Genomic DNA, 21,766 nt, shown 5'->3' with positions numbered 1-21,766 from the left:
CTTTTGGTTGAGCGTATTGACTGATTTACAAAATCGAGGCGTGGAGGATATCTTAATTGCCTGCATCGATAATCTAAAAGGATTTTCAGAAGCGATACAGAGTGTTTTTCCCGACACCGAAGTACAGACCTGTGTAGTACATCAAATCCGTAACAGCCTAAAGTATGTAGCCAGTAAGGATCAAAAGGAGTTCATGAACGATCTAAAACCCGTATATCGGGCCGATACGTTGGATCTAGCCGAGCTTCGGATGGATGAACTTCAGGATAAATGGGGTGAAAAGTATCCTGTGGTCATTGACTCCTGGCGACGCAACTGGGATCGTCTGACCACCTATTTCCGATACGATAAATCCATCCGAAAGTTGATCTACACGACTAACACGATCGAAGGATTTCATCGCCAAGTGCGTAAGGCTTTAAAACCATCTAGCATGCTTAGAAAAAATCTTTGAAAATCCGGGTTAATTTTTATTAACATACAATTATCTCTTTTCATATCTTAATACTATTTGCCATTTTAACCTTCTCATCTAACAACATATGTGAGTATATTTCTGTTGTTTTAACGTGTTGATGATGTAACATTTCTTTACCAGCATAAATCCCATGTTTTTCTATAACCATTACTGCATATGTATGCCTAAAATTATGCCATGTAATCTTTTTCTTTATCCCAGCTAAATGAAGCCATCTTTCTAATATTTTATTATTGTTTGCAGAATACTTTAATCCTTTAAAAACTTGCTCCGAGTCCTTTCCAATTGTTCCCATGTATTCAAAAGCTTGATCTGAAATTGGATGAATTATAAATTCATCAGGTTTTTTACTTTTTAAACGCAAAACATGCTTATTTTTTGAATCATATGAATACGATTTCCATTTTAAGGGAAAAACATCACTAACCCTAAGACCAGATACTATACAGAATAAAGCAGCCCTTTTAATTGTTTCATTTTCACAAGGTGTTGTTTGTAGCCTTTTTAATTCATCTACTTCTAAAAATTCACGAAATGGATTTTCACTTTTAGGAGACTGAACGCGTGCAGTAAAATTCTTTGAAATTAAGCCCTGTAAATAAGCTTCTTTTACTGCAGCCTTGAATTTATTGAAATACATATGTTTGGAATTTGCACTTAGCATCTTCATTTGACTCTTGAGAGTAGTTGTATTTTCCAAATATGCCTTAAAATTCTCACACAACTTTTCATTCAAATCTTTAAATAAACAGCGATTATTCATGAAATCACTAAAATATTTAAATGAACTTTTCCAACTATTGTAATTCCCATCTGATGTTGCACGCTTTTTACATTCTGTTTTATAAAAATCTAAAAAGCTTTCTTTCTGCGCAAAAAATGATCCTTCTTCAAATGCTCCTGTCAATAGTTTATTTTCCCTCTCAACTCTAATTTTTTCTGCTGCGAGCTTTATAATTTGATTTTTTTGTTTTTCATAAGAATCCTTAGTCTTTTTATTGTAATACATTTTTAAAAACTCTCTTCGAGTTGCTTTACCAGTCTTTGGATTTAAAATAGGTGGATAATAGTCTAAATAAAGACTCATCCTACCATCCTTTAGCTGATTTTCTCTTAATTTAACTTTAATCATGATTTTTTATTTAAATAATTCATAAATATTTTCTCGTGCGATTATTACTCTCGAGCCCAATTTTGTCACCTTCAAACGTTCATCTTTTATCAATCTCCATAATGTTGTACGACTAACTCTCAATAGCTGACAAGTTTCATTGATATTAAGGAATGGTTTTTCAACCATTAAACTATTTGTATTTTGAACACTAATTTTATTTTGAGTGTCGATGTGAGATTTAATCATTTTTTCTTCACGTATTTTTCTTTTATAAAAGCGACTATTACACTTTTTACAACAGAATCGTGTAACTGTAGTCTTAGCAATAAATGAATTACCACAATAATCACATAGCCTACTGATCTGAATATTACTTGACATGTTTATCCATTTTTCTAATCAATTCATTATGTTTACAGAAGTTTCATTATGTTTCATAATTCCACCCAAGTAAATATTTAGTTGTACTTTTTTGTATTTCTGTACGTCAAACCCAAATCACGTACAAATTACTAACAAAGCATATATTTAAATATAAATAATAATCAAACAAAAAAGCGCTTAAAATGTTAATTTTAAGCGCTTTATAAGCATTAATAATTATTGTTTATTATCGTTAATTACGATTTATTTGCCGATACAAAACTTAGAAAATATATTTTCCAGCAAATCGTCCGTAGTAACCGTACCTGTTATTTCACCTAAATGATGTAGAGCTTGGCGGATATCCATTGCTAAGAAATCCGAGGTAATAGGATTTTCGATGCCGTATAATACTTTTTCTAATGCAGTTTGTGTGTTTTGTAATGCTTCTACGTGGCGAATATTGGTAACCATTACATCATCTGTATTGATATTAGATAGATTAACTTGATTCAACAATTCCTCCTTTAATTCTTCAATACCAATTTGTTCTTTAGCGGAGATATATAGCGGATTTAAAATCGTGAACGCTACGCGCTGCGCTTCAGTCAATAAATCAGACTTATTGATAATAGTGACAAAAGGAATATTTAATCCTTGAACGTCTCGTATCTGTTCTTGTACTGCTACAACCTCATCTTGCGTTGGATCAAATAAGTAAATTATAAGACGCGCTTGTTTCATTTTCTCGCGTGTTCGCTCTACTCCTTTTGCCTCTATAATATCTACTGTCTCGCGAATCCCAGCTGTATCTATAAAACGAAAAGTTATTCCTTTAATGTTGATTTCATCTTCGATAGTATCACGTGTTGTACCCGCAATATCCGATACGATAGCACGCTCTTCATTCAGTAGAGCATTCAACAGTGTAGATTTACCTACATTTGGCTTTCCTGCTATCACTACAGGAACGCCATTTTTTAAAACATTTCCTTGTTCGAAAGAAGAAATAAGTTTCTGTATAACTGCGTATATTTTCTGAATCAAACTTTTTAATTGATCCCTATTAGCGAATTCGACATCTTCTTCTCCGAAATCTAATTCTAGCTCAATTAACGATGCGAAATGTACTAAGTCTTCACGAAGTTTCTTCAGTTGATCAGAAAAACCACCACGCATTTGCTGCATAGCGACTTGGTGTGAGGCTGCCGAATTAGAGGCTATCAAATCTGCTACAGCTTCTGCTTGAGACAAATCTAACCCTCCATTTAAAAATGCGCGTAACGTAAATTCACCAGGTCTTGCAGCCCGCCCGCCTTTACGTATCAATAAATTAATGACACGCTCAACAATATATTTGGAATTGTGTGTGGAGATTTCAACTGAATTTTCTTTTGTATACGAATTTGGACCAACAAATATGGAAACTAATACCTCATCTATGATTTCTTCCCCTTCTCGAATAGTTCCGAAATGAATCGTATGGGAAGTCTGTTTCGTTAAATCTTTTCCTTTGAAAACCGAATTCACTAAATTAATAGCTTCTACACCCGAAACCCGAATAACAGCTATTGCTCCTTGCGAGCCTGGCGATGTAGCCAATGCTACAATTGTATCTTGTGTATTTGATGTACTGATAGACATAGCAACAAAGGTACTAACATAGTTTAAGAAAAAGAATTATCGTTTTTCAATACATACTTTAAACCTAACAAGGTATTTACAATCTAATACATTTGATTTAACTATTTTTGCAATTAAGTATTATCCAATTGAATATGCATTATATAAACACACTCATATTTGTCATTGCATTATTGCCGTCATTTTTACTTGCGGATACGTATCCTGAAGTTATTTTTGATAATAGTATCGTAAAAGGTTCCTATGCTAAAAGTCAGGTTTCCTACTCGGGGCAAAGTTGGGTCGAGAATGTCAATAAGCATTTATTGGTTTCAGACACATTATTTTTTACACCAGGAAATTCCCTATCCTTAAAGTATCTTTCGAATGCTAACGGTGATTGGGAAACTTATATTAATTATAGTAGACAAAAGTATAATTATACGGTTGATGATTCAGATGTATTGAATCTGAGAATAAATATACAATCCAATAAAACTACTGTAAAAGATTTACCTAAAATATTTATTAGACAGCATCATGCGTCCTCGGATACACTTTCGTTGGAACCATTTATAGCTAAAATCGAGCATAAAAAATGGATTCACATACGTATTCCAGTTAAAAATTTTAAAATTTCAAATTACCAAACCCCTATTTTGGGAATTGGTTTCGCCCAACATGCTGCTTCTGACACTTATCACCATCTGTTTATAGACCAGATAGAATTTTTGCCAAATAAGTATTCTGAAATCCCCTTACAATCTGGGGCAATTCTAAGTTCTGTCAAAGGGTATGATAAATCTGTTCATTTAAGCTGGCAACTTCCACTAACTCCAAGTATACGCTATATAAAAATATATCGTTCACAAGACGGAAAAACCTTCAATCCAGTAAGTATTAGACCAATCCACATGCAATCGTGTTTGGATATTGTGCCATTAGTTGGACAAAAATACTTTTACAAAATTGCTTGGGTTGATTACAATTACAAAGAGTCTCCTACCTCAGCAGTAAAAGAAGTTGAGACAACAGCCTTGGATGACAAAGAAATACTTAAACTTGTTCAATTGGCTAACGCAAATTATCTTGTTGAAAATTTTGATATCAACAGTGGTATGTATATGCCCTTCAGGTCAAAAAATAAAGTAGTAGTTTCCACAAAAGAATCTGCTGGAGCTATTCTTTCTTTAATCGTAGGTGTTGAAAATGAATTTGTTAAACGTCAAACTGCGTTAAATAGAATTTCAAAAATTGCATTCTTTTTATTAAAGTCCCAAACTAAAAATGGTTTTTTTGCTTCTTACTATGATGCTCGAAAAGCAATTCCAGAATATAGAAATGATAAAGCAATCTATGATGTAGAGGCAACAGGATCCATCATTGAGGCATTACTAATAGCCAGAGAATACTTTAATGAAAACAATGAAGCAGAGAGTGATTTACGTAAACGTATAACACAGCTATACCAACAAGTAAATTGGACCGCGATTAAACATGACGAGGTATTCCTGAAATCCAAGCTTTCATTAGTAGATGAAAAAAATGATAAGGAAAAACCACTATCCGGCATTGAGAATGCAATTAATACCTATTTGTTAGCTATTGGCCATTCGAAATACGCTATTCCATCCTCAAGTTATTTTGATGCTGTTTATAATAGATTCGAAAAAATAAAGCAAGATACTACACAGTCTATAAATCCTTACTTCTATAATGAATCCATTATTCAAGACGAATTTCATGCTTTACAAACAAAACAAAGAATAGATACTACAGTACAAATTTCTGTATTAAATCCTACTACACTTTATGGCGTGTATTTACCATTTGGTAAACTTAATCACAGTCTATTAGACTTATATAAGCCTTTTCTAACTATACGACCATCAATTATCAATGATTCATTAATTAATTGGAATGAGACACTCCTTAATTATTTGCAATATGTAAAACGTAGAGATAACGAGATAGGTTTAGGTGCAAGTAACAGTGATATATGGGGTTTTTACAAAAACAAAGACAGTGCCTCCGAATATAAGATAAATCCCGCTATTGGCCCCTCCTCTATCAGTATTGATAAGACTATTGGTACTAAAGCTTTAATAAATCTTTACAAGCAATATGGAAACATTTTATTTACCGAATATGGATTTCGTTCATGGCTTGATTTACAGAATGATGATGTTTCGGATGAATATATCTCGGCCAACCAAGTTGCAATTGCAGTCATGATTGAAAATGCCAACACGGGTTTGATATGGAATTTATATGAAAAAATTCCAGAACTAAAATCCGCTCGTGAAGCTTTATTCAGTAAGGGTAAATAATGAAGGAAAAATAATTATCTTAGTAGCATACATAACAGTTATATTTTATACATGAAAAAATTACTAGTACTCTCTTTTTTAGCTGGCGTATTTACGCTCAATGCATGTAAGCAACAACAGTTAACTATTCTCCCTGGTGCAGTAGTAAGTAAAGATGGAACAGACGATGGTTTGAAAAACGTGAAATCTGAATTTAATGATGCATCTAGAACAGATGAAGGCATTAAATTTTCGTTATCCTCAGACGTATTGTTTCCAACTAACTCATCATACTTGACAGAGAAAGCTAAAACTGAGCTTAATAAACTAGTTAAAATATTGAACCAAGATAGAAGTAAGAAAATTCGTGTAGATGGTCATACTGATGCAACGGGTGAGGTAAATTATAATATCTGGTTGTCAGAAAAGAGAGCTGCTTCAGTTAAAAAATATTTGGAAGATGGTGGAGTAACGGGTAGTCGAATTACTACTAAAGGATTAGGTCCCAATAACCCAATCGCTGATAATAAAACAGCAGACGGCCGCCAAAAAAATAGACGTGTAGAAATTATAATTTTAAATTAGTTTTCAAATTCATATATAATACGAAACGCCCAACAATAATTATTTGTTGGGCGTCTTGTATTAAAAATTTTAATCTTATTGCTTTAAAGCATCCAATTTGTCTTGAACAGCTTTTGCTTTATCTTCAACTTGCAAGAAATCATATACACTTTTCAATCCACGCAATGCACTTTCATTATTTGATTCTAATTCAACAACTTTACTAAAGTACGCTTCAGCAGGTTTAATTTTCTCCTTCAATGCATTCACTTTCGTATTATATTGATTATTTGTCAAAGCTTTATCTGCATTAATCTCACTAAGTTCATCTTTTATAATATTTACTAAAGTCACTCCTGCATTTATATTCGCATCAACATAAGAAGGATCAATTTCTATAGCTTTTTTGTAAGCTTCCAATGCTTTCTCTGAATTCTGTAATGATGACTCTGCAATCCCTAAATAAAAATACAACGTTTTATTTGTTGGCTCTTTAGCGATTTGTGAATTCAATTCATCTAAAATACCTGTAGTATTTCCCAATGCAATATTGTAGTTAATATTTTGATTTGCTATTTCATTATCCTCTGGATACATTTTTGCTGCCATACCAGCATATTTGATTGCATTGGTAGTGTCGTTCAATGACAAATACAAATTAGGAATATCTTTTACAATTTTTTTATGTTCAGAATAGTCTTTTCTGTCAATTAATGCTAAATACTTTTCTAATCCCTTTTGGAAATCTTGACTCTGAACAGCAGCGATACCAGCATAATAAGTCAAAGTTGTATCACCTGGCATATAATTTAATGCGTCATTGAAAGAAGCATATGCTCCTGTGAAATCTTGTTTTTCCCAAGCTGCAACACCTTTGTTAAAACTGAAAGCATATAAATTATGCTCACTGTTTTTAATGTTTTCCTCTTGCTTTTTGTCTTTATCTAAACTTCTTGCCGTAGCAATAGCCTGTTTGGCTAAATTAATCTGCTCTTCATTATTATTATCAGCACCAATATTTCCATATACTAACGAATATATTGTCCATGCTTCTGCCGACTCCTTTGTTTTATCATGTAAAACAGCAGCATCAATTGCTTCCTTTGCAGTGTTGATATACGTAGTTCCTAACTGTGGAGTACCAGCTTGCTTAACTTCAAAATATTTTTGAAAGTTTGTTTGAGCCTTTTTTACATTTCCTGTTTGAGCAAATAATGAACCTGCCGAAACGAATATGGCTGCAAAAATAAGTCCTTTTTTAATGTTCATATGTTTAGTATTTAATTATTCGAAATTTGATTTAAAAGCGTTTTCACACGATCTAATTGTTCTTGATCATCAGATGTTTCGTAAAACAAAGAAAGACCTTTCAATGCATTCTCAGCGTAAGGGCGAATACCATTTGCTTTTAATAAATAATTTTGCGCAGAATACTGTGCTTCTAAATTATCTTTGTTCGCTAAAAATTCATTTAAGTGTATTAATCCCAATGCTAAATTTGCATCATAATTGCTATCATCCAAATCTAAAACTTTTCCGTAATATTTTTTAGCTTCTGCAGTATTTCCTACATTGTCATTTGCAAAGCCTGCCAAGTAATACAAATCCAGATTATCTGGTTCGTATTTAATAGCTTCCGCAATTATTGGTGTAATGGCCTGATAAGTTTTATTCTCCGCAAATGCATCAATTAATAAAAATAGAATCGTTTTGTCGTCTGGATAAATCTCGCGTGCCTTTTGCAAAGTACTCAGATAGTTCTGATTATCTTTATTAGATTTATAGAGTTTTGCAAGCGAGATGTAGGTTAATGGCTCAACCTCTTCTCCAACTACTAGCTTTTTATAATAATTGATTGCTTCTTCTGTCTTGCCAGCCTCAGCAGATAAAAAAGCTAAATTACGCAACACATCTTCAGACTGTGAACCCAATCGTTCGACTTCCAAAAAGCTCTTGTACGCATTTTCATATTCTTTTTTCTCCACTTCCTTATTTGCCTTATAAATATAGGCAGCAAGTAAGTTTTGATTGACGTAATTCAACTCGTTTTCGTAGTTGTGGTAATCTTTCTGACGAATACGCGTAAGTGCATCTTTTGTTACGTCTATATGATCTTTATCTCCTTTGATTTTACGGGTTGAGTCTGCATATGCCAAAGAGCTATAAACCATTGCACGCAAAATATTATTCTTTCTGGATGAAGAATCTCTCTTAGTTTTATAAGCGGCATCAATAAATTTTTTGGCATTTTCCAATTCCTTTATATCACCTTTAATAGTATACCGTGCAAAACTGTTGGAGCTCTCTTTATAATTAGATTGCGCAACAACAGTTGTGCCTAAGCATACAAATAATAATGAAGCGGTAAGTGCTCTCATATTTTTATTTATTCTTCTGAGTCAGTATTATTTTCTTGATCTACAGTTGAATCTTCAGTGCCTTCTATTTCCTCTATTTCTTCTTCCTCTTCACGCGCTACTTTAGTAATTGATGCGATTTCATCATTCTCCTTTAATGTAATCAAACGAACACCTTGTGTTGCACGTCCCATCACACGTAATGTGTCTACACCAATTCTAATTACAACACCAGACTTATTGATAATCATTAAATCATCATTATCAGTCACTCCTTTTATTGCAACTAATTCACCTGTTTTCTCCGTAACACTAATTGTTTTTACTCCTTTACCACCACGGTTTGTAATGCGGTAATCGTCGATATCGGTACGTTTACCGTAACCTTTCTCTGAAACAACTAATACAGATACTTCCGAACTATCAACACTAATCATGCCAACTACTTCGTCTTTTTCATGCGCAAGTGTAATACCACGCACACCAGTTGCTGTACGTCCCATTGGTCTTACCGTTGATTCATTGAATCGGATTGCTCGACCAGAGCGCAATGCCATTACAATTTCACTTGTTCCGCTAGTCAAACATGCTTCAATCAATTGGTCACCTTCATTGATGTTTATCGCGTTAATACCATTTGCACGTGGACGTGAATAAGCCTCCAACGAAGTTTTCTTAATAGTACCTTGCTTAGTACACATGATGATAAAGTTGTTTTCCAAGTATTCTTGGTCTTTCAAGTTTTTCACCAATATGTAGGCTTTAATTTTTTCTTCTTTCGGAATATTGATAATGTTCTGCAATGCACGACCTCTTGAAGTGCGACTTCCTTCCGGAATCTCAAATGCACGTAACCAGAAACAACGTCCCGATTCGGTGAACAACAACATGTAGTTATGTGCTGTTGCCGTAATAATATGCTCTGTAAAGTCTTCATCACGCGTATTAGATCCGATCGACCCTTTACCACCGCGACCTTGACGTTTGTATTCAGATAATGGTGTACGTTTTACGTAACTATTGTGTGATATAGTGATAACGATTTCCTCATCATCGATGAAATCTTCCATTGTCATATCTTCAGCAGAATGCACTACAGTGGAACGACGCTCATCACCATATTTATCTTTAATTTCGATTAATTCATCTTTGATGATTTGATAACGCAAACTTTCATCAGCTAGTATCTGCTTCAAGTATTCAATTGTCTTCATCAATTCAGCGTATTCGTCTTTGATCTTATCACGTTCTAGTCCTGTTAGACGACGTAATGTCATATCTAAAATTGCACGAGCCTGAATGTCTGTAAGACCGAATTTATCCATTAAGCCCACTCGAGCTTCTTCTGGAGTTTCTGAATTACGAATCAATTTGATCACTTCATCCAAATGATCTAACGCTATTAAATATCCTTCTAAGATATGTGCGCGCTTCTCAGCTTCGGACAATTCATACTTTGTACGACGAACGATAACATCATGACGATGCTCAACGAAGACCTCAATCATGTCTTTCAAGTTCATCATCATAGGTCTGCCTTTCACTAAGGCAATATTATTTACCGAAAACGATGTTTGAAGCGAAGTATATTTGAAAAGATTATTTAATACAACATTCGCATTTGCGTCACGTTTTACTTCGTAAATGATTCGTACATCTTTAGCTGATTCGTCACGAATTTCTGAAATACCTTCCAGTTTTTTCTCATTCACTAATTCAGCTGTACGTTTAATCATATCGGACTTATTCACTAAATAAGGAATTTCCGTAACAACGATTATTTCGCGACCAGCTTTAGTTGTTTCGATTTCTGCCTTTGCACGCATTACAATACGTCCACGACCAGTTTCGAATGCTTCTCGGACACCATGGTGACCATAAATTAAACCACCTGTTGGAAAATCGGGAGCCTTAATATGTTGCATTAATTCAGAGATTTCAATATCTCTGTTATCTATATATGCAATCGTACCGTTTAATACCTCAGTTAAATTATGTGGTGCCATGTTAGTGGCCATACCTACAGCAATACCTGAAGCCCCATTTACTAATAAATTAGGAATACGTGTTGGTAGAACAGTAGGCTCTTTCAACGAGTCGTCAAAGTTAAGCTGGAAATCAACTGTATCCTTATTAATATCAGCCAACATTTCTTCAGCAATTTTGCGAAGGCGTGCCTCTGTATAACGCATAGCTGCTGGAGGATCCCCATCCAATGAGCCATAGTTACCCTGACCATCTACCATCGGATAGCGCATAGACCAATCCTGAGCCATACGTACCATTGCATCGTACACAGAAGAGTCACCATGTGGGTGATATTTACCCATTACGTCACCTACGATACGCGCTGATTTTTTGAACGGCTTTCCTGAAGTTACACCTAACTCTTCCATACCGTACAAAATACGTCTATGTACGGGTTTTAGACCGTCTCTCGCGTCTGGTAATGCACGAGAAACAATTACGGACATCGAATAATCGATGTACGCAGATTTCATCTGGTCTTCAATATTGATTTTCACGATCCTGTCGTTAGCAGGAACTAAATTATTGTCATTTTCTGTTTCTTCAGCCATATTTTAAATAGGAATCTGTAAACTAATTTTATGCTACGAATTATTACAATACGATACCTTGCGAAGGTACAATTTTTTATCGACAAAAAGGTGATTTGAGCGAATTAAACTTAGCATTTATTACAGGGTTTGTAGATCAAATTGACAGGCATAAATTTATGGAATTTAAAAGATTATGAAGTATCATTCTATTAGGGTTTAAGCTTATTTTGATATTTAAATTTTACAAAAAAGTAATAAATGATGAATATTTTACAAAGAATACTATTTTATTTTGCTAATAAATCAAAAAAGCTATTATATTTGCCTGAAAAATTAAAGCAAACACAAACAACAATGAAACATAATTTTGGAGCAGGGCCATGTATATTACCTCAAGAGGTATTTCAAGAGGCTGCAAAAGCAGTTCTTGAATTCAATAATACAGGGTTATCGATATTAGAAATCTCTCACCGTTCTAAGGAGTTTGAAGAGGTTGTAGCAGAGACGGAGAGTTTAGTTCGTGAATTATTAAATGTTCCAGAAAATTACTCCGTGCTATTTTTGCAAGGTGGAGCTAGCCAACAATTTGCGATGATCCCAATGAACCTTTTACCAGAAGGTGGTAAAGCGGCTTATTTGGATACTGGTGTTTGGGCGAGCAAAGCGGCTAAAGAAGCAAAAAACTTTGGGCAAATCGAAATCGTTGCGTCTTCAAAAGATAGCAACTATACATACATACCTAAGGATTTCGAAATTCCTGCGGATGCAACATACTTCCATTACACTTCAAATAACACAATCTACGGTACAGAAATTTTTGAAAAACCAAAAACCTCTATCCCTACTGTGGTAGATATGTCATCGGATATATTGAGTAGAGAAATCAATGTCGCAGATTTTGATTTGATCTATGCAGGTGCTCAAAAAAATATGGGTCCTGCTGGTGTTACTCTTGTAATTGTTAAAAATGATTTATTAGGAAAATCAGGTCGTACAGTTCCTAGTATTTTCAATTACAACGAACATATCAAAGCAGGTTCAATGTATAACACCCCTCCTGTTTATTCAATCTTTGTTTCTATGTTGAATTTACGTTGGTTGAAAGCTAAAGGTGGTATTAAAACTATTGAACAAGAAAATATCATCAAAGCACGTACATTGTACGATGAAATAGAAAGAAATCCTTTCTTCAAGGGTACAGCGGCAGTAGAAGATCGCTCTAGAATGAACATTACTTTTGTAATGGACACTCCAGAATTAGAAGCGGAATTCTTAGCTTTGGCAAAAGAACGTAATTTAATCGGTATCAAAGGCCACCGCTCAGTAGGCGGTTTCAGAGCTTCTGTGTACAATGCTTTGACAATTACATCTATCAATGCTTTGGTAGACGCTATGCGTGAGTTTGAGGAAAGTCATAAATAAAAAAAATACTATAAATGAAAATATTAGCCAATGATGGGATTGATCCTATCGGTAAAATTATATTACAAAATGCTGGTTTCACTGTGGATACAGAACACATTCCACAAGCAGAGTTAGCAGAAAGATTAAACGAATACGATGCTATCACGGTACGTAGTGCAACGAAAGTTCGCAAAGAATTAATCGACGCTTGTCCAAATATTAAAGCCATCGGACGTGGTGGTGTAGGTATGGACAATATTGATGTAGATTACGCACGCTCCAAAGGTATTGCTGTTGTAAATACACCAGCTGCTTCATCACATTCTGTTGCAGAATTGGTGTTTGCTCACTTATTAACTGGGGTGCGTTTCTTGCATGATTCAAACCGTAAAATGCCTGTAGATGGCAATGTGAATTTTGCAGGCTTGAAAAAACTTTACGCTGCTGGTGTTGAGCTCAAAGGTAAAACATTAGGTGTTGTAGGTTTTGGTCGTATCGGTCGCGAGACTGCTAAAATTGCTTTAGGTGTAGGAATGGATGTCTTATATTACGATTTATTCGAAGGTCCTAAAGCGTTGACACTTGATTTTTCAGGAAATGTTTCTGTTGATATTCCCGTAAAACAAGTGGAATTAAAAGATTTATTCGCTGCTTCAGATTTTATATCTGTTCACGTTCCTTTCTTAGAAAAACCAGTTATTGGCAAAGAAGAATTCGAATTGTTAAAAGATGGTGTAGGTCTTGTGAATGCTTCTCGTGGTGGTGTGATCGACGAGTTGGAATTAATCAATGCTTTGAATTCAGGTAAAGTTGCTTTTGCAGGTTTAGATGTATTTGATGATGAGCCAAATCCACGGATCGATTTATTGAAACACCCGAAAGTATCTTTGACACCGCATATCGGTGCTGCAACGAACGAAGCGCAAGAGCGTATCGGCGAAGAGTTAGCACAATTGCTTATTGAAAACCTGAAGAAGTAATTCTTCCGCATAAAACATATGCGGCACAAGCGCTTTTTTAAGCATTTTGTGCCGCATTTTTGTATATGTATATTTGTGAAATTTATTTTAACGTAGCTAAAAATATTTACTAATTATAACATGAAAGTTTTAAAATTTGGTGGTACTTCAGTAGGAAGTGCAGCACGCATCAAAGGGTTGCTGGATATCGTAAACCCAAATGAGCGTCAAATCGTAGTATTATCTGCGGTTTCGGGCACTACAAATGCCTTAGTAGAGATTTCTCAAGCATTCTCAGATAGAGATAAAGTAAAAGCTTTAGATTTAATTAAAGCACATAAAGATAAATACGAAGATTTAATAAAAGAACTTTTTGCTTCAGCAGAAGGTTTACAAAAAGGTAAAGAGCTCATCGATTATCACTTCAATTTAATAGCTGATTTCGGTAACCATGATGTCTTCACTCCTACGGAAGAAAAGAATATTTTGGCGCAAGGCGAATTGCTATCAACTACTTTATGGCATTTGTACTTGACTGAAATAAATATTCCTTCTGTGTTATTGCCAGCGTTAGATTTCATGAAAATCGATGATGACAATGAACCAATTGTAGAATATATCACCGAAAAATTAACCCCATTTTTGGAGCAAAATTCTGAAAACAAATTATTCATTACGCAAGGTTTTATTTGTAGAAATTCATTCGGTGAGATTGATAATTTGCGTCGCGGTGGCTCGGATTATACAGCATCGTTGATTGGCGCAGCTATCAAAGCAGATGAAGTTCAAATTTGGACAGACATCGATGGAATGCATAACAACGACCCTCGTATAGTGACAGGAACAAAACCAATTGCAAATTTGAGTTTTGATGAAGCTGCTGAGTTGGCTTATTTCGGAGCAAAAATTTTACATCCACAATCTGTATTTCCTGCACAAAAATACAATGTTCCGGTTCGTTTGTTAAACACAATGGATCCAACAGCACAAGGAACTTTAATCTCTAAAAATGGAGCGGAAAAAGGTTCTATTCGTGCGATTGCGGCCAAAGATGGCATCACAGCTATCCATATCCACTCTTCGCGCATGTTGTTAGCTTATGGTTTCTTGCGTAAAGTTTTCGAAATTTTCGAACGTTATAAAACACCTATTGATATGATCACAACTTCAGAAGTTGCTGTATCTCTATCCATTGATGACACGAGCAATTTGTTAGAAATTATCAAAGAAGTAGAATTGTTTGGTAAAGTTGGTGTTGATGAAGGTCAGACTATTATTTGTGTTGTAGGTGATTTTGGAGCAAATACGCATGGTTATGCAGCGCGTGTATTAGACGCAGTAAAACATTTGCCAATCAGAATGATTTCATATGGCGGATCTGATTATAATGTTTCCATTTTATTGGACACAAAACATAAAACCGAAGCATTACGTTCATTACACAATAGATTATTTTAACTGCTAGAAATCTACCATGTTTCAAAATAAACAAATTCAAGAGAGTTTAAGTAAGCAAGAGACACCATTTTATTTTTACGATTTAGAATTACTAAATCGCACATTGGATGCTGCAAAAAAAGCTGCTGATAAACGCAATTTTCATATTCATTACGCATTAAAAGCAAATTTCAATGATCGAATTTTGTCAGTCATACAATCAAAAGGTTTTGGTGCGGACTGTGTAAGTGGAAACGAAGTTGAAAAGTCTATTGAAGTTGGATTTACTGCCGAAAAGATTACGTTTGCTGGTGTTGGAAAGTCAGACAAAGAAATTATTGCTGCACTAAAACATAAGATTTTTGCTTTCAACGTGGAATCCATTCAAGAATTGGAAGTTATCAATGAACTTGCGGAACAAATTGGTGAAAAAGCAAATGTTTCATTGCGTATCAACCCCAATGTTGATGCACATACGCATCATTACATTACAACAGGTTTGGACGAAAACAAATTTGGTGTTCCTAATTCAGAACTTGAAAAAGCAGCTTCAGTGATTAAGAACTGTGCAAATATTAACCTTATAGGTTTACATTTTCATATAGGTTCGCAGATAACGGATATGACGGTTTTCAAAAGTTTGTGTGTGAAAGTAAATGAGTGGAAAAACTTCTTTGAAGAGCGCGGAACATACATCAAAGTGATCAATGTTGGTGGTGGTTTAGGTGTGGATTATAAAAATCCTGACGAAAATCCAATTCCTGATTTTGAAGCTTACTTTGATGTATTTGATAAATTTTTGGAACGTACAGCTCAACACGAAGTGCATTTCGAATTAGGAAGAGCTTTGGTCGCACAATGTGGAACTTTAGTGAGTAAAGTTCTTTATACTAAAAGTGGTGTAAAGAAAAATTTTCTAATCTTGGATGCAGGGATGACTGAATTAATGCGTCCAGCATTGTATCAAGCATACCATAAAATTGAGAAAATCGCTGAAGTATCAGCGACGGATAAAATTCAGAACTATGATGTCGTTGGTCCAATTTGTGAAAGTTCAGATTGCTTTGGTAAAGAAGTAGAACTACCTGTAAGTAAACGTGGCGATTTGATTGCTATTCGTACTGCTGGTGCTTATGGTGAAGTAATGGCTTCCAACTATAATTTACGCAATGAGATAAGACATTATTTCAAGGAGAAATAATAATAATTTATTATGATTTCAAAAAGTCCAATCACCTAACGATTGGACTTTTTTAGTTTTGCAGCAAGCAATCAAACTTCTTAGCCAGATAGTTGTTCTTTATATAGACTAATTACTCATCATTATGCAAGAACAAAGAAATGAAAAAGAAGAATGGGAAGGAAAAATCCCAGAAGTAGTTAATGAAGAAAAGGACGACAAGCCTGCGGGTAAAAATATAATACTTGTAATTCTTATTGCGATTATTATACTGGCTATAATTTATTATTTTTTCTTCAGAGACACTGAAAATATGTTTAGCTAAGTTTTTAAGTGATTTTACTATGAAATGTTATAGTAAAATCACTTTCCATGCTGACATAATATCATTCGCTGCAATATATTCTTTGGCTTTTTCTTGAAGGTGGATATCTCGAGTTGATTCATCACCAATAAAAGCATTTGTCAACTCTTGAATAATTGGCTCCATACGAAAATTATCTACTTCGATTTCTGTCGGAAGAACATCCAAACTTGCTAATTTCTCCTTTTCCTCCAAAGTAAATACCGAAGAATTTCTTACAAATGCAGGTAAATTAGTATATGACATTATTTTATCTTCTCAATAATTTTATCTGCAAACTCGCTTGTTTTCAACAATGTTGCATTCTCCATTAGATTATAGAAATCAACCGTTACAGTTTTATCTTTTATAGTTTTTGATAATGCCTCAACGATACTATCGGCTGCTTCTTGCCAGCCCAAATATTCCAACATCATTACACCACTTAATATCACAGATGAAGGATTCATTGTATTTGTATTTGCAAAACGAGGCGCTGTACCGTGTGTAGCTTCAAAAATAGCATGACCTGTATTGTAATTAATATTAGCGCCAGGAGCAATACCTATTCCACCTACCATAGCTGCTAATGCATCTGAAATATAATCTCCGTTAAGATTTAATGTTGCTATAACAGAAAAATCTTTTGGAGCTAACAATATTTGCTGTAAAAAGTTATCAGCAATCATGTCTTTAATAATTATTTTCCCTGACAGCTCAGCTTCTTTCTGTTCTGCATTCGCGACTTCTTGACCCTTTTCTGCTTTAGTTTTTTCCCATTGACCCCATGTATACGTTAAATCAGTGAATTCATTTTCGGCTACATCGAATCCCCATTGCTTAAAAGCACCTTCCGTATATTTCATGATATTACCTTTGTGGACAATAGTTACCGAAGGTAAATTATGTGCTATTGCATGTTTTATAGCAGAACGAACCAATCTTTTTGAACCTTCTTCAGAAACGATTTTAATTCCAATTCCTGTATTGGCATTAAATGAATAATCAACATTCAAGTCATTTAACAAGAAATTTTGCAATTTCTGCGCATCAGCAGCTCCCGCTGTAAATTCTATTCCAGCGTAGATATCTTCAGTATTTTCACGAAAGACAACCATATCTACGTCCTGTGGACGCTTCACTGGCGATGGTACGCCTTCATACCATTTTGTAGGACGAAGACATACATATAAATCCAACTCTTTACGCAAAGCAACATTCAGCGAGCGAATACCACCACCAATTGGTGTAGTTAAAGGACCTTTGATGCCAACAAGATATTCTTTGAATGTTTTTAATGTCTCTTCAGGCAACCAGCTTCCAGTTTCATTAAAAGCTTTCTCTCCTGCTAAAACTTCTTTCCAAATAATCGAACGATTACCTGCATACGCTTTATTGACAGCAGCGTCAAACACTCGTACCGAAGCATTCCAAATATCAGGTCCAATTCCATCGCCAATAATGAATGGTATAATTGTTTTGTTAGGAACGTTTAACTTCCCATTTGCTCCCATTGTGATTTTTTCGCCCATGATAAATAGTTTTAGTTGGTCTTATCCTTATTAAATATATTCCCAATTTCGCGTGATATTTTTCTGAATATTGGAGAAGTTTGCACAGATTCATACTCATCTATATGCTGATTTTCTTGACGACTAGGGAAAATAATAACCAAATTTTGATTTTTATAATAGCGTCCCACGCGTTTTGCTAGTCCATCCAAAGAATCTCGGTAGGACACCTCTCCGCTCCTTGACGAAACAAAAACAAGTAATGAATCAGAATTACTGAAAGTTGCTAAACCATAAATATTGTCCCAGTCTTCGTAATTACCGAAACTGACTTCGACACTCGATTTTAACTTCTTCCGTACTTCATCCAATTTTTCTTCTGTACGTGTATCACATACAAAACATATTGGTAAGGACAATTCTTGAGCCAATTTTAATATTTTTTCTAACCAATATTCAAAGCCAACTTCTGATTCAGCTAATGGTGGTACAAAAACTGTTATTGAACGATGAGAAATCAAAGGTTTGTCAATTCTACACATGAAAAGTGTAGTATCAGTTTTATTCAAAATACTTTCAGACTTCTCGCCTACAATTTTATCAACTATTGATGCTACGCTTGGCCAGCCCATCAAAATACAATCGGCTAAAATTTTATCTGACATGCGAGCGATACCTAGTGGAATATTTATATCAACAGTCGTCAACAATTCTACTTCCGTCTCTGCTCCAGAAGCATATTTCGCTGTATTTTCAAGATTACGCCTAGCTTCAATAATATTCTTTTCCGCTTGCTCGTCATCAGGAACAACACTAATTATATTTAGTGGATAAGGAGACTTCTTTGATTTGATTAAAGTTGCAAAATCCAAAATAGGTTCAATATTATTCATGTTTGCAATAGGAATCATAATTTGTTCTTCCGATTCGATAACATGCTCAATATGTTCATTATCTTGATGTCCTTCACGAACTACTTTCTTCGAAGCGCTCTCTGTGACCATCGTGGCAATTATGCACGTTACTAAAATCAAGACGATCGTACCATTAAGGACATTTTCATCAATAATATTATTATTGTATCCGACCATAATGACAGCCAATGTAGCGGCAGCATGCGCATTGCTTAATCCAAAAATCAAATTGCGTTGACTAGTGGAATATTTAAATGTCAATTGAGTAGCTGTAGCAGCTAAAAATTTTCCTAATACAGCAACAATAGTTAATGTTCCAGCAACAATTAATGCAGTAGGGCCTTTCGTCAGCACACTGATATCTACAATCATACCTACTGATATCAGAAAGAAAGGAATAAAAATTGCATTTCCAATAAATTCTATGCGATTCATTAACGCAGATGAATGCGGTATCAATTTATTTAATGCTAGTCCTGCCACGAAAGCACCTATAATAGGTTCTAATCCTGCTATCTCTGCCATGAATGCTGCAAAAAACACAACCGTCAAAACAAAAATATAATGACCAGTTTTCTCGGCATCAATTTTTTGAAAAAACCATTTCGCTATACGTGGAATAATTCCAAACATTATGAGTAAAAATACAGCAAAAGAAACCCCTAGCGTAACCCAAAATTCTTGCGTGATATTTCCTTGGGAAGCGCCTGTTATTACGGCCAAAATAATTAAGACAGCCGTATCAGTTAAAATAGTTCCGCCGATAGTAATGGCTACAGCTTCATTTTTAGATATCCCATACCTACTTACTATAGGATAAGAAACCAATGTGTGCGTAGCGAACATACTAGCTATTAATATACTTGGCAGAAAACTATATTCTAGAATATAGAAGCAAACAGGAAACCCAATAGCTATTGGAATAATAAACGTAAAAAATCCAAAAAGACCACTTTTATGTCTCGTCTTCTTAAACTCATTCATATCTAACTCAAGCCCAGCTATAAACATAATATAAAGCAAACCTATAGTGGAGAATAAATTAACCGCTGAATTGTTCTCCAGCCAATTAAGGCCATGCGGACCTATAACAACCCCTGCTAAAATCAAACCTATAATCCCCGGAACGCGGATTGAGCGCAACAGAATTGGAGCTAAAAGAATAATAAGTAAAACTAACGAGAAAATTAAGACAGGATTCGTAAGTGGCGCTTGAAAAGCATGTAAAATGTGATCTATAACTTTATTATTCATCGTGTTCTGCTATATCTGTTCTAATTTTATCTGAATGAATAAAATATTCGCAGTTAAAATACGAAAAAAAGATAGCAATCAGGAATTTTTGGATTAGTTACTTAAACTGTATCGTTTTTATTGGAGAAATCTTGGTAATCAACATAGAAGGAATTATTGTAGTGATAAAAACCAATACAATAACCGAAATATTGAGCACTACGACCGTCAAAACATCAATGTGCATCGGTACGTATTCTAAATAATATATACTTGGATCAAGCTTAAAGAAATGTGTTGCTCGCTGAAAAAAATAGGCTGAAATGGCAACTAAATTTCCAATCAATAATCCATAACCGATTATATATAAAGAATTCATCATAAAAACCTTACGTAAAGCGGTATTGTTCATTCCCAACGCTTTAAGAATGCCGATCATATTGGTTCTTTCAAGAATAGTGATTAATAATGATGAAATCATATTTATAACTGCTACAATAACCATGAGCACGAAGATAATATCATCGTTCATATCGAGCATTTCGAGCCAATTAAATACATCAGCCCAATAATCAATCACGTGTGTTGCTTTCAATGACACGGGTAAAACTTCATTTACAGCATCTGTCGATTGCTCTAATTGTGCAAAATCATTTACTCGAATCTCATATGCTCCAGTTTCATTTACAAGCAGCTGATTTAATCTTCGAATAACTTCAATTGAACCTACTACATAATTTTTGTCCCAATCATCTGAATTTGTACGATAAATTCCTTGAATCAAAAACTTACGCTTTCGGGTTCTATTATCTTGAACGAAAGACATGATCAAATCATCACCTACTTTTAAGTTTAATCTGTTCGCCAAGTAATGCGATATTAAAAGCTGTTGATCAGCATTTTCTGCGGACAAATCTAAGGCATTTCCTTCGACTAGACTCTTCTTCAAAAAGCGCTGATCATAATCCGGTTCAACTCCCTTTAACATCACTCCCTCGACTTCCGAATTCACATTGATGATTCCCACTTTGGTGGCAAAACCGTTTACAGATTCAATATTAGGAATATTTAAAATCTGAGTGGTTTGTGAATCACTAAGGAAAACAGGTCTTAATTCGTAGTCCGCTAATGTCTGTTTTGTTACAACGATATCCCCAAAAAAACCGCGTTGTTTGGTAGTAATTTCCTCTTTGAATCCTCGAAGAATTGCTACTGATAGTAATATTGCTATGATAGCTATAGACAAAGCACCTATAGTAACACGGACTATAAGTTTTGAAAAAGTTCGCTGACCTTTTAAGTTTATTCTATTCGCTAAAAATAAAGGAAAATTCAATCTGCAATATTATTTTGTAACTTCGCAAAGTTAATAAATTTTGGCACTTGACAAATTTTGCCATACTGTTTTAAAATAAA

General features: G+C 34.6%; 17 protein-coding genes and 1 pseudogene. 8 read left to right on the top strand and 10 right to left on the bottom strand.

Annotated features, from left to right (window positions below; all coding sequences use genetic code 11):
- Positions 1–424: pseudogene (locus FLS47_RS07210) on the top strand (IS256 family transposase); the annotation flags it as partial.
- A gap of 70 nt (positions 425–494) precedes the next feature.
- On the opposite strand, the gene FLS47_RS07205 reads toward FLS47_RS07210, so the two are convergent.
- The 3 genes from FLS47_RS07205 to mnmE all read right to left on the bottom strand — a co-directional run bounded on the left by FLS47_RS07205 (position 495) and on the right by mnmE (position 3,599).
- A complete protein-coding gene (locus tag FLS47_RS07205; protein ID WP_149913704.1) occupies positions 495–1,610 on the bottom strand; it encodes a tyrosine-type recombinase/integrase in 1,116 nt (371 codons plus the stop codon).
- 6 nt (positions 1,611–1,616) lie between these two features.
- Positions 1,617–1,778, bottom strand: coding sequence for a helix-turn-helix domain-containing protein (locus tag FLS47_RS18980; RefSeq protein ID WP_223225170.1), 162 nt, complete (start codon positions 1,776–1,778; stop codon positions 1,617–1,619).
- A 441-nt stretch (positions 1,779–2,219) separates the two neighbouring features.
- Positions 2,220–3,599 carry a tRNA uridine-5-carboxymethylaminomethyl(34) synthesis GTPase MnmE gene (mnmE, locus tag FLS47_RS07195; protein WP_149913702.1) on the bottom strand — a complete coding sequence of 460 codons (1,380 nt, stop codon included), beginning with the start codon at positions 3,597–3,599 and terminating at the stop codon, positions 2,220–2,222.
- 134 nt (positions 3,600–3,733) lie between these two features.
- On the opposite strand from mnmE, the gene FLS47_RS07190 reads away from it, so the two are divergent.
- Together FLS47_RS07190 and FLS47_RS07185 are read left to right on the top strand one after the other, a co-directional pair.
- The gene (locus tag FLS47_RS07190) at positions 3,734–5,908 is read left to right on the top strand and encodes a glucoamylase family protein (RefSeq protein ID WP_149913701.1); all 2,175 of its coding nucleotides are present in this window, start codon (positions 3,734–3,736) and stop codon (positions 5,906–5,908) included.
- A gap of 51 nt (positions 5,909–5,959) precedes the next feature.
- Positions 5,960–6,472: an OmpA family protein gene (locus FLS47_RS07185; RefSeq protein ID WP_149913700.1), complete on the top strand. Its 513-nt coding sequence runs from the start codon at positions 5,960–5,962 to the stop codon at positions 6,470–6,472.
- Positions 6,473–6,547: 75 nt separating this feature from the next.
- Here the strand turns inward: FLS47_RS07185 and FLS47_RS07180 are convergent, their stop codons facing one another.
- From FLS47_RS07180 to gyrA, 3 genes are read right to left on the bottom strand one after another with little or no spacing between them, the layout of a single operon-like run.
- On the bottom strand, positions 6,548–7,720 hold the full coding sequence (locus FLS47_RS07180) for a tetratricopeptide repeat protein (protein ID WP_149913699.1): 1,173 nt from the start codon (positions 7,718–7,720) through the stop codon (positions 6,548–6,550).
- Between the two features lie 11 nt (positions 7,721–7,731).
- On the bottom strand, positions 7,732–8,829 hold the full coding sequence (locus FLS47_RS07175; RefSeq protein WP_149913698.1) for a tetratricopeptide repeat protein: 1,098 nt from the start codon (positions 8,827–8,829) through the stop codon (positions 7,732–7,734).
- 8 nt (positions 8,830–8,837) lie between these two features.
- A complete protein-coding gene (gyrA, locus tag FLS47_RS07170) occupies positions 8,838–11,387 on the bottom strand; it encodes a DNA gyrase subunit A (protein ID WP_149913697.1) in 2,550 nt (849 codons plus the stop codon).
- Between the two features lie 336 nt (positions 11,388–11,723).
- On the opposite strand from gyrA, the gene serC reads away from it, so the two are divergent.
- The 5 genes from serC (at position 11,724) to FLS47_RS07145 (ending at position 16,674) form a co-directional block, all read left to right on the top strand.
- Positions 11,724–12,791 carry a 3-phosphoserine/phosphohydroxythreonine transaminase gene (serC, locus tag FLS47_RS07165; protein ID WP_149913696.1) on the top strand — a complete coding sequence of 356 codons (1,068 nt, stop codon included), beginning with the start codon at positions 11,724–11,726 and terminating at the stop codon, positions 12,789–12,791.
- A 14-nt stretch (positions 12,792–12,805) separates the two neighbouring features.
- Positions 12,806–13,753, top strand: a complete 948-nt coding sequence (locus tag FLS47_RS07160; protein WP_149913695.1) for a D-2-hydroxyacid dehydrogenase — start codon at positions 12,806–12,808, stop codon at positions 13,751–13,753.
- A 120-nt stretch (positions 13,754–13,873) separates the two neighbouring features.
- Positions 13,874–15,190 carry an aspartate kinase gene (locus tag FLS47_RS07155; RefSeq protein ID WP_149913694.1) on the top strand — a complete coding sequence of 439 codons (1,317 nt, stop codon included), beginning with the start codon at positions 13,874–13,876 and terminating at the stop codon, positions 15,188–15,190.
- A gap of 16 nt (positions 15,191–15,206) precedes the next feature.
- On the top strand, positions 15,207–16,370 hold the full coding sequence (lysA, locus tag FLS47_RS07150) for a diaminopimelate decarboxylase (protein ID WP_149913693.1): 1,164 nt from the start codon (positions 15,207–15,209) through the stop codon (positions 16,368–16,370).
- A 124-nt stretch (positions 16,371–16,494) separates the two neighbouring features.
- Positions 16,495–16,674 (top strand): hypothetical protein, encoded by a 180-nt coding sequence (locus FLS47_RS07145; RefSeq protein WP_149913692.1) that lies wholly within the window; start codon positions 16,495–16,497, stop codon positions 16,672–16,674.
- Positions 16,675–16,701: 27 nt separating this feature from the next.
- On the opposite strand, the gene FLS47_RS07140 is transcribed toward FLS47_RS07145, so the two are convergent.
- The 4 genes from FLS47_RS07140 to FLS47_RS07125 form a co-directional block, all read right to left on the bottom strand.
- Positions 16,702–16,959, bottom strand: a complete 258-nt coding sequence (locus FLS47_RS07140; protein ID WP_149913691.1) for a hypothetical protein — start codon at positions 16,957–16,959, stop codon at positions 16,702–16,704.
- The gene (gene icd, locus FLS47_RS07135) at positions 16,959–18,224 is read right to left on the bottom strand and encodes an NADP-dependent isocitrate dehydrogenase (protein ID WP_149913690.1); all 1,266 of its coding nucleotides are present in this window, start codon (positions 18,222–18,224) and stop codon (positions 16,959–16,961) included. The genes FLS47_RS07140 and icd overlap by 1 nt, the downstream gene beginning before the upstream one ends.
- An 11-nt stretch (positions 18,225–18,235) precedes the next feature.
- The gene (locus tag FLS47_RS07130) at positions 18,236–20,371 is read right to left on the bottom strand and encodes a cation:proton antiporter (RefSeq protein WP_149913689.1); all 2,136 of its coding nucleotides are present in this window, start codon (positions 20,369–20,371) and stop codon (positions 18,236–18,238) included.
- Positions 20,372–20,468: 97 nt separating this feature from the next.
- Entirely contained in the window at positions 20,469–21,686 is a 1,218-nt protein-coding gene (locus FLS47_RS07125; protein ID WP_149913688.1) for an ABC transporter permease, read from the bottom strand.
- Positions 21,687–21,766 lie beyond the last annotated feature (80 nt).

The organism is Sphingobacterium cavernae (assembly GCF_008520265.1).
GTDB classification, from domain to species: Bacteria; Bacteroidota; Bacteroidia; order Sphingobacteriales; family Sphingobacteriaceae; genus Sphingobacterium; species Sphingobacterium cavernae.
The sequence above is the reverse complement of the archived record's forward strand: the minus strand, read 5'-3'. Positions and strand labels throughout refer to the sequence as shown.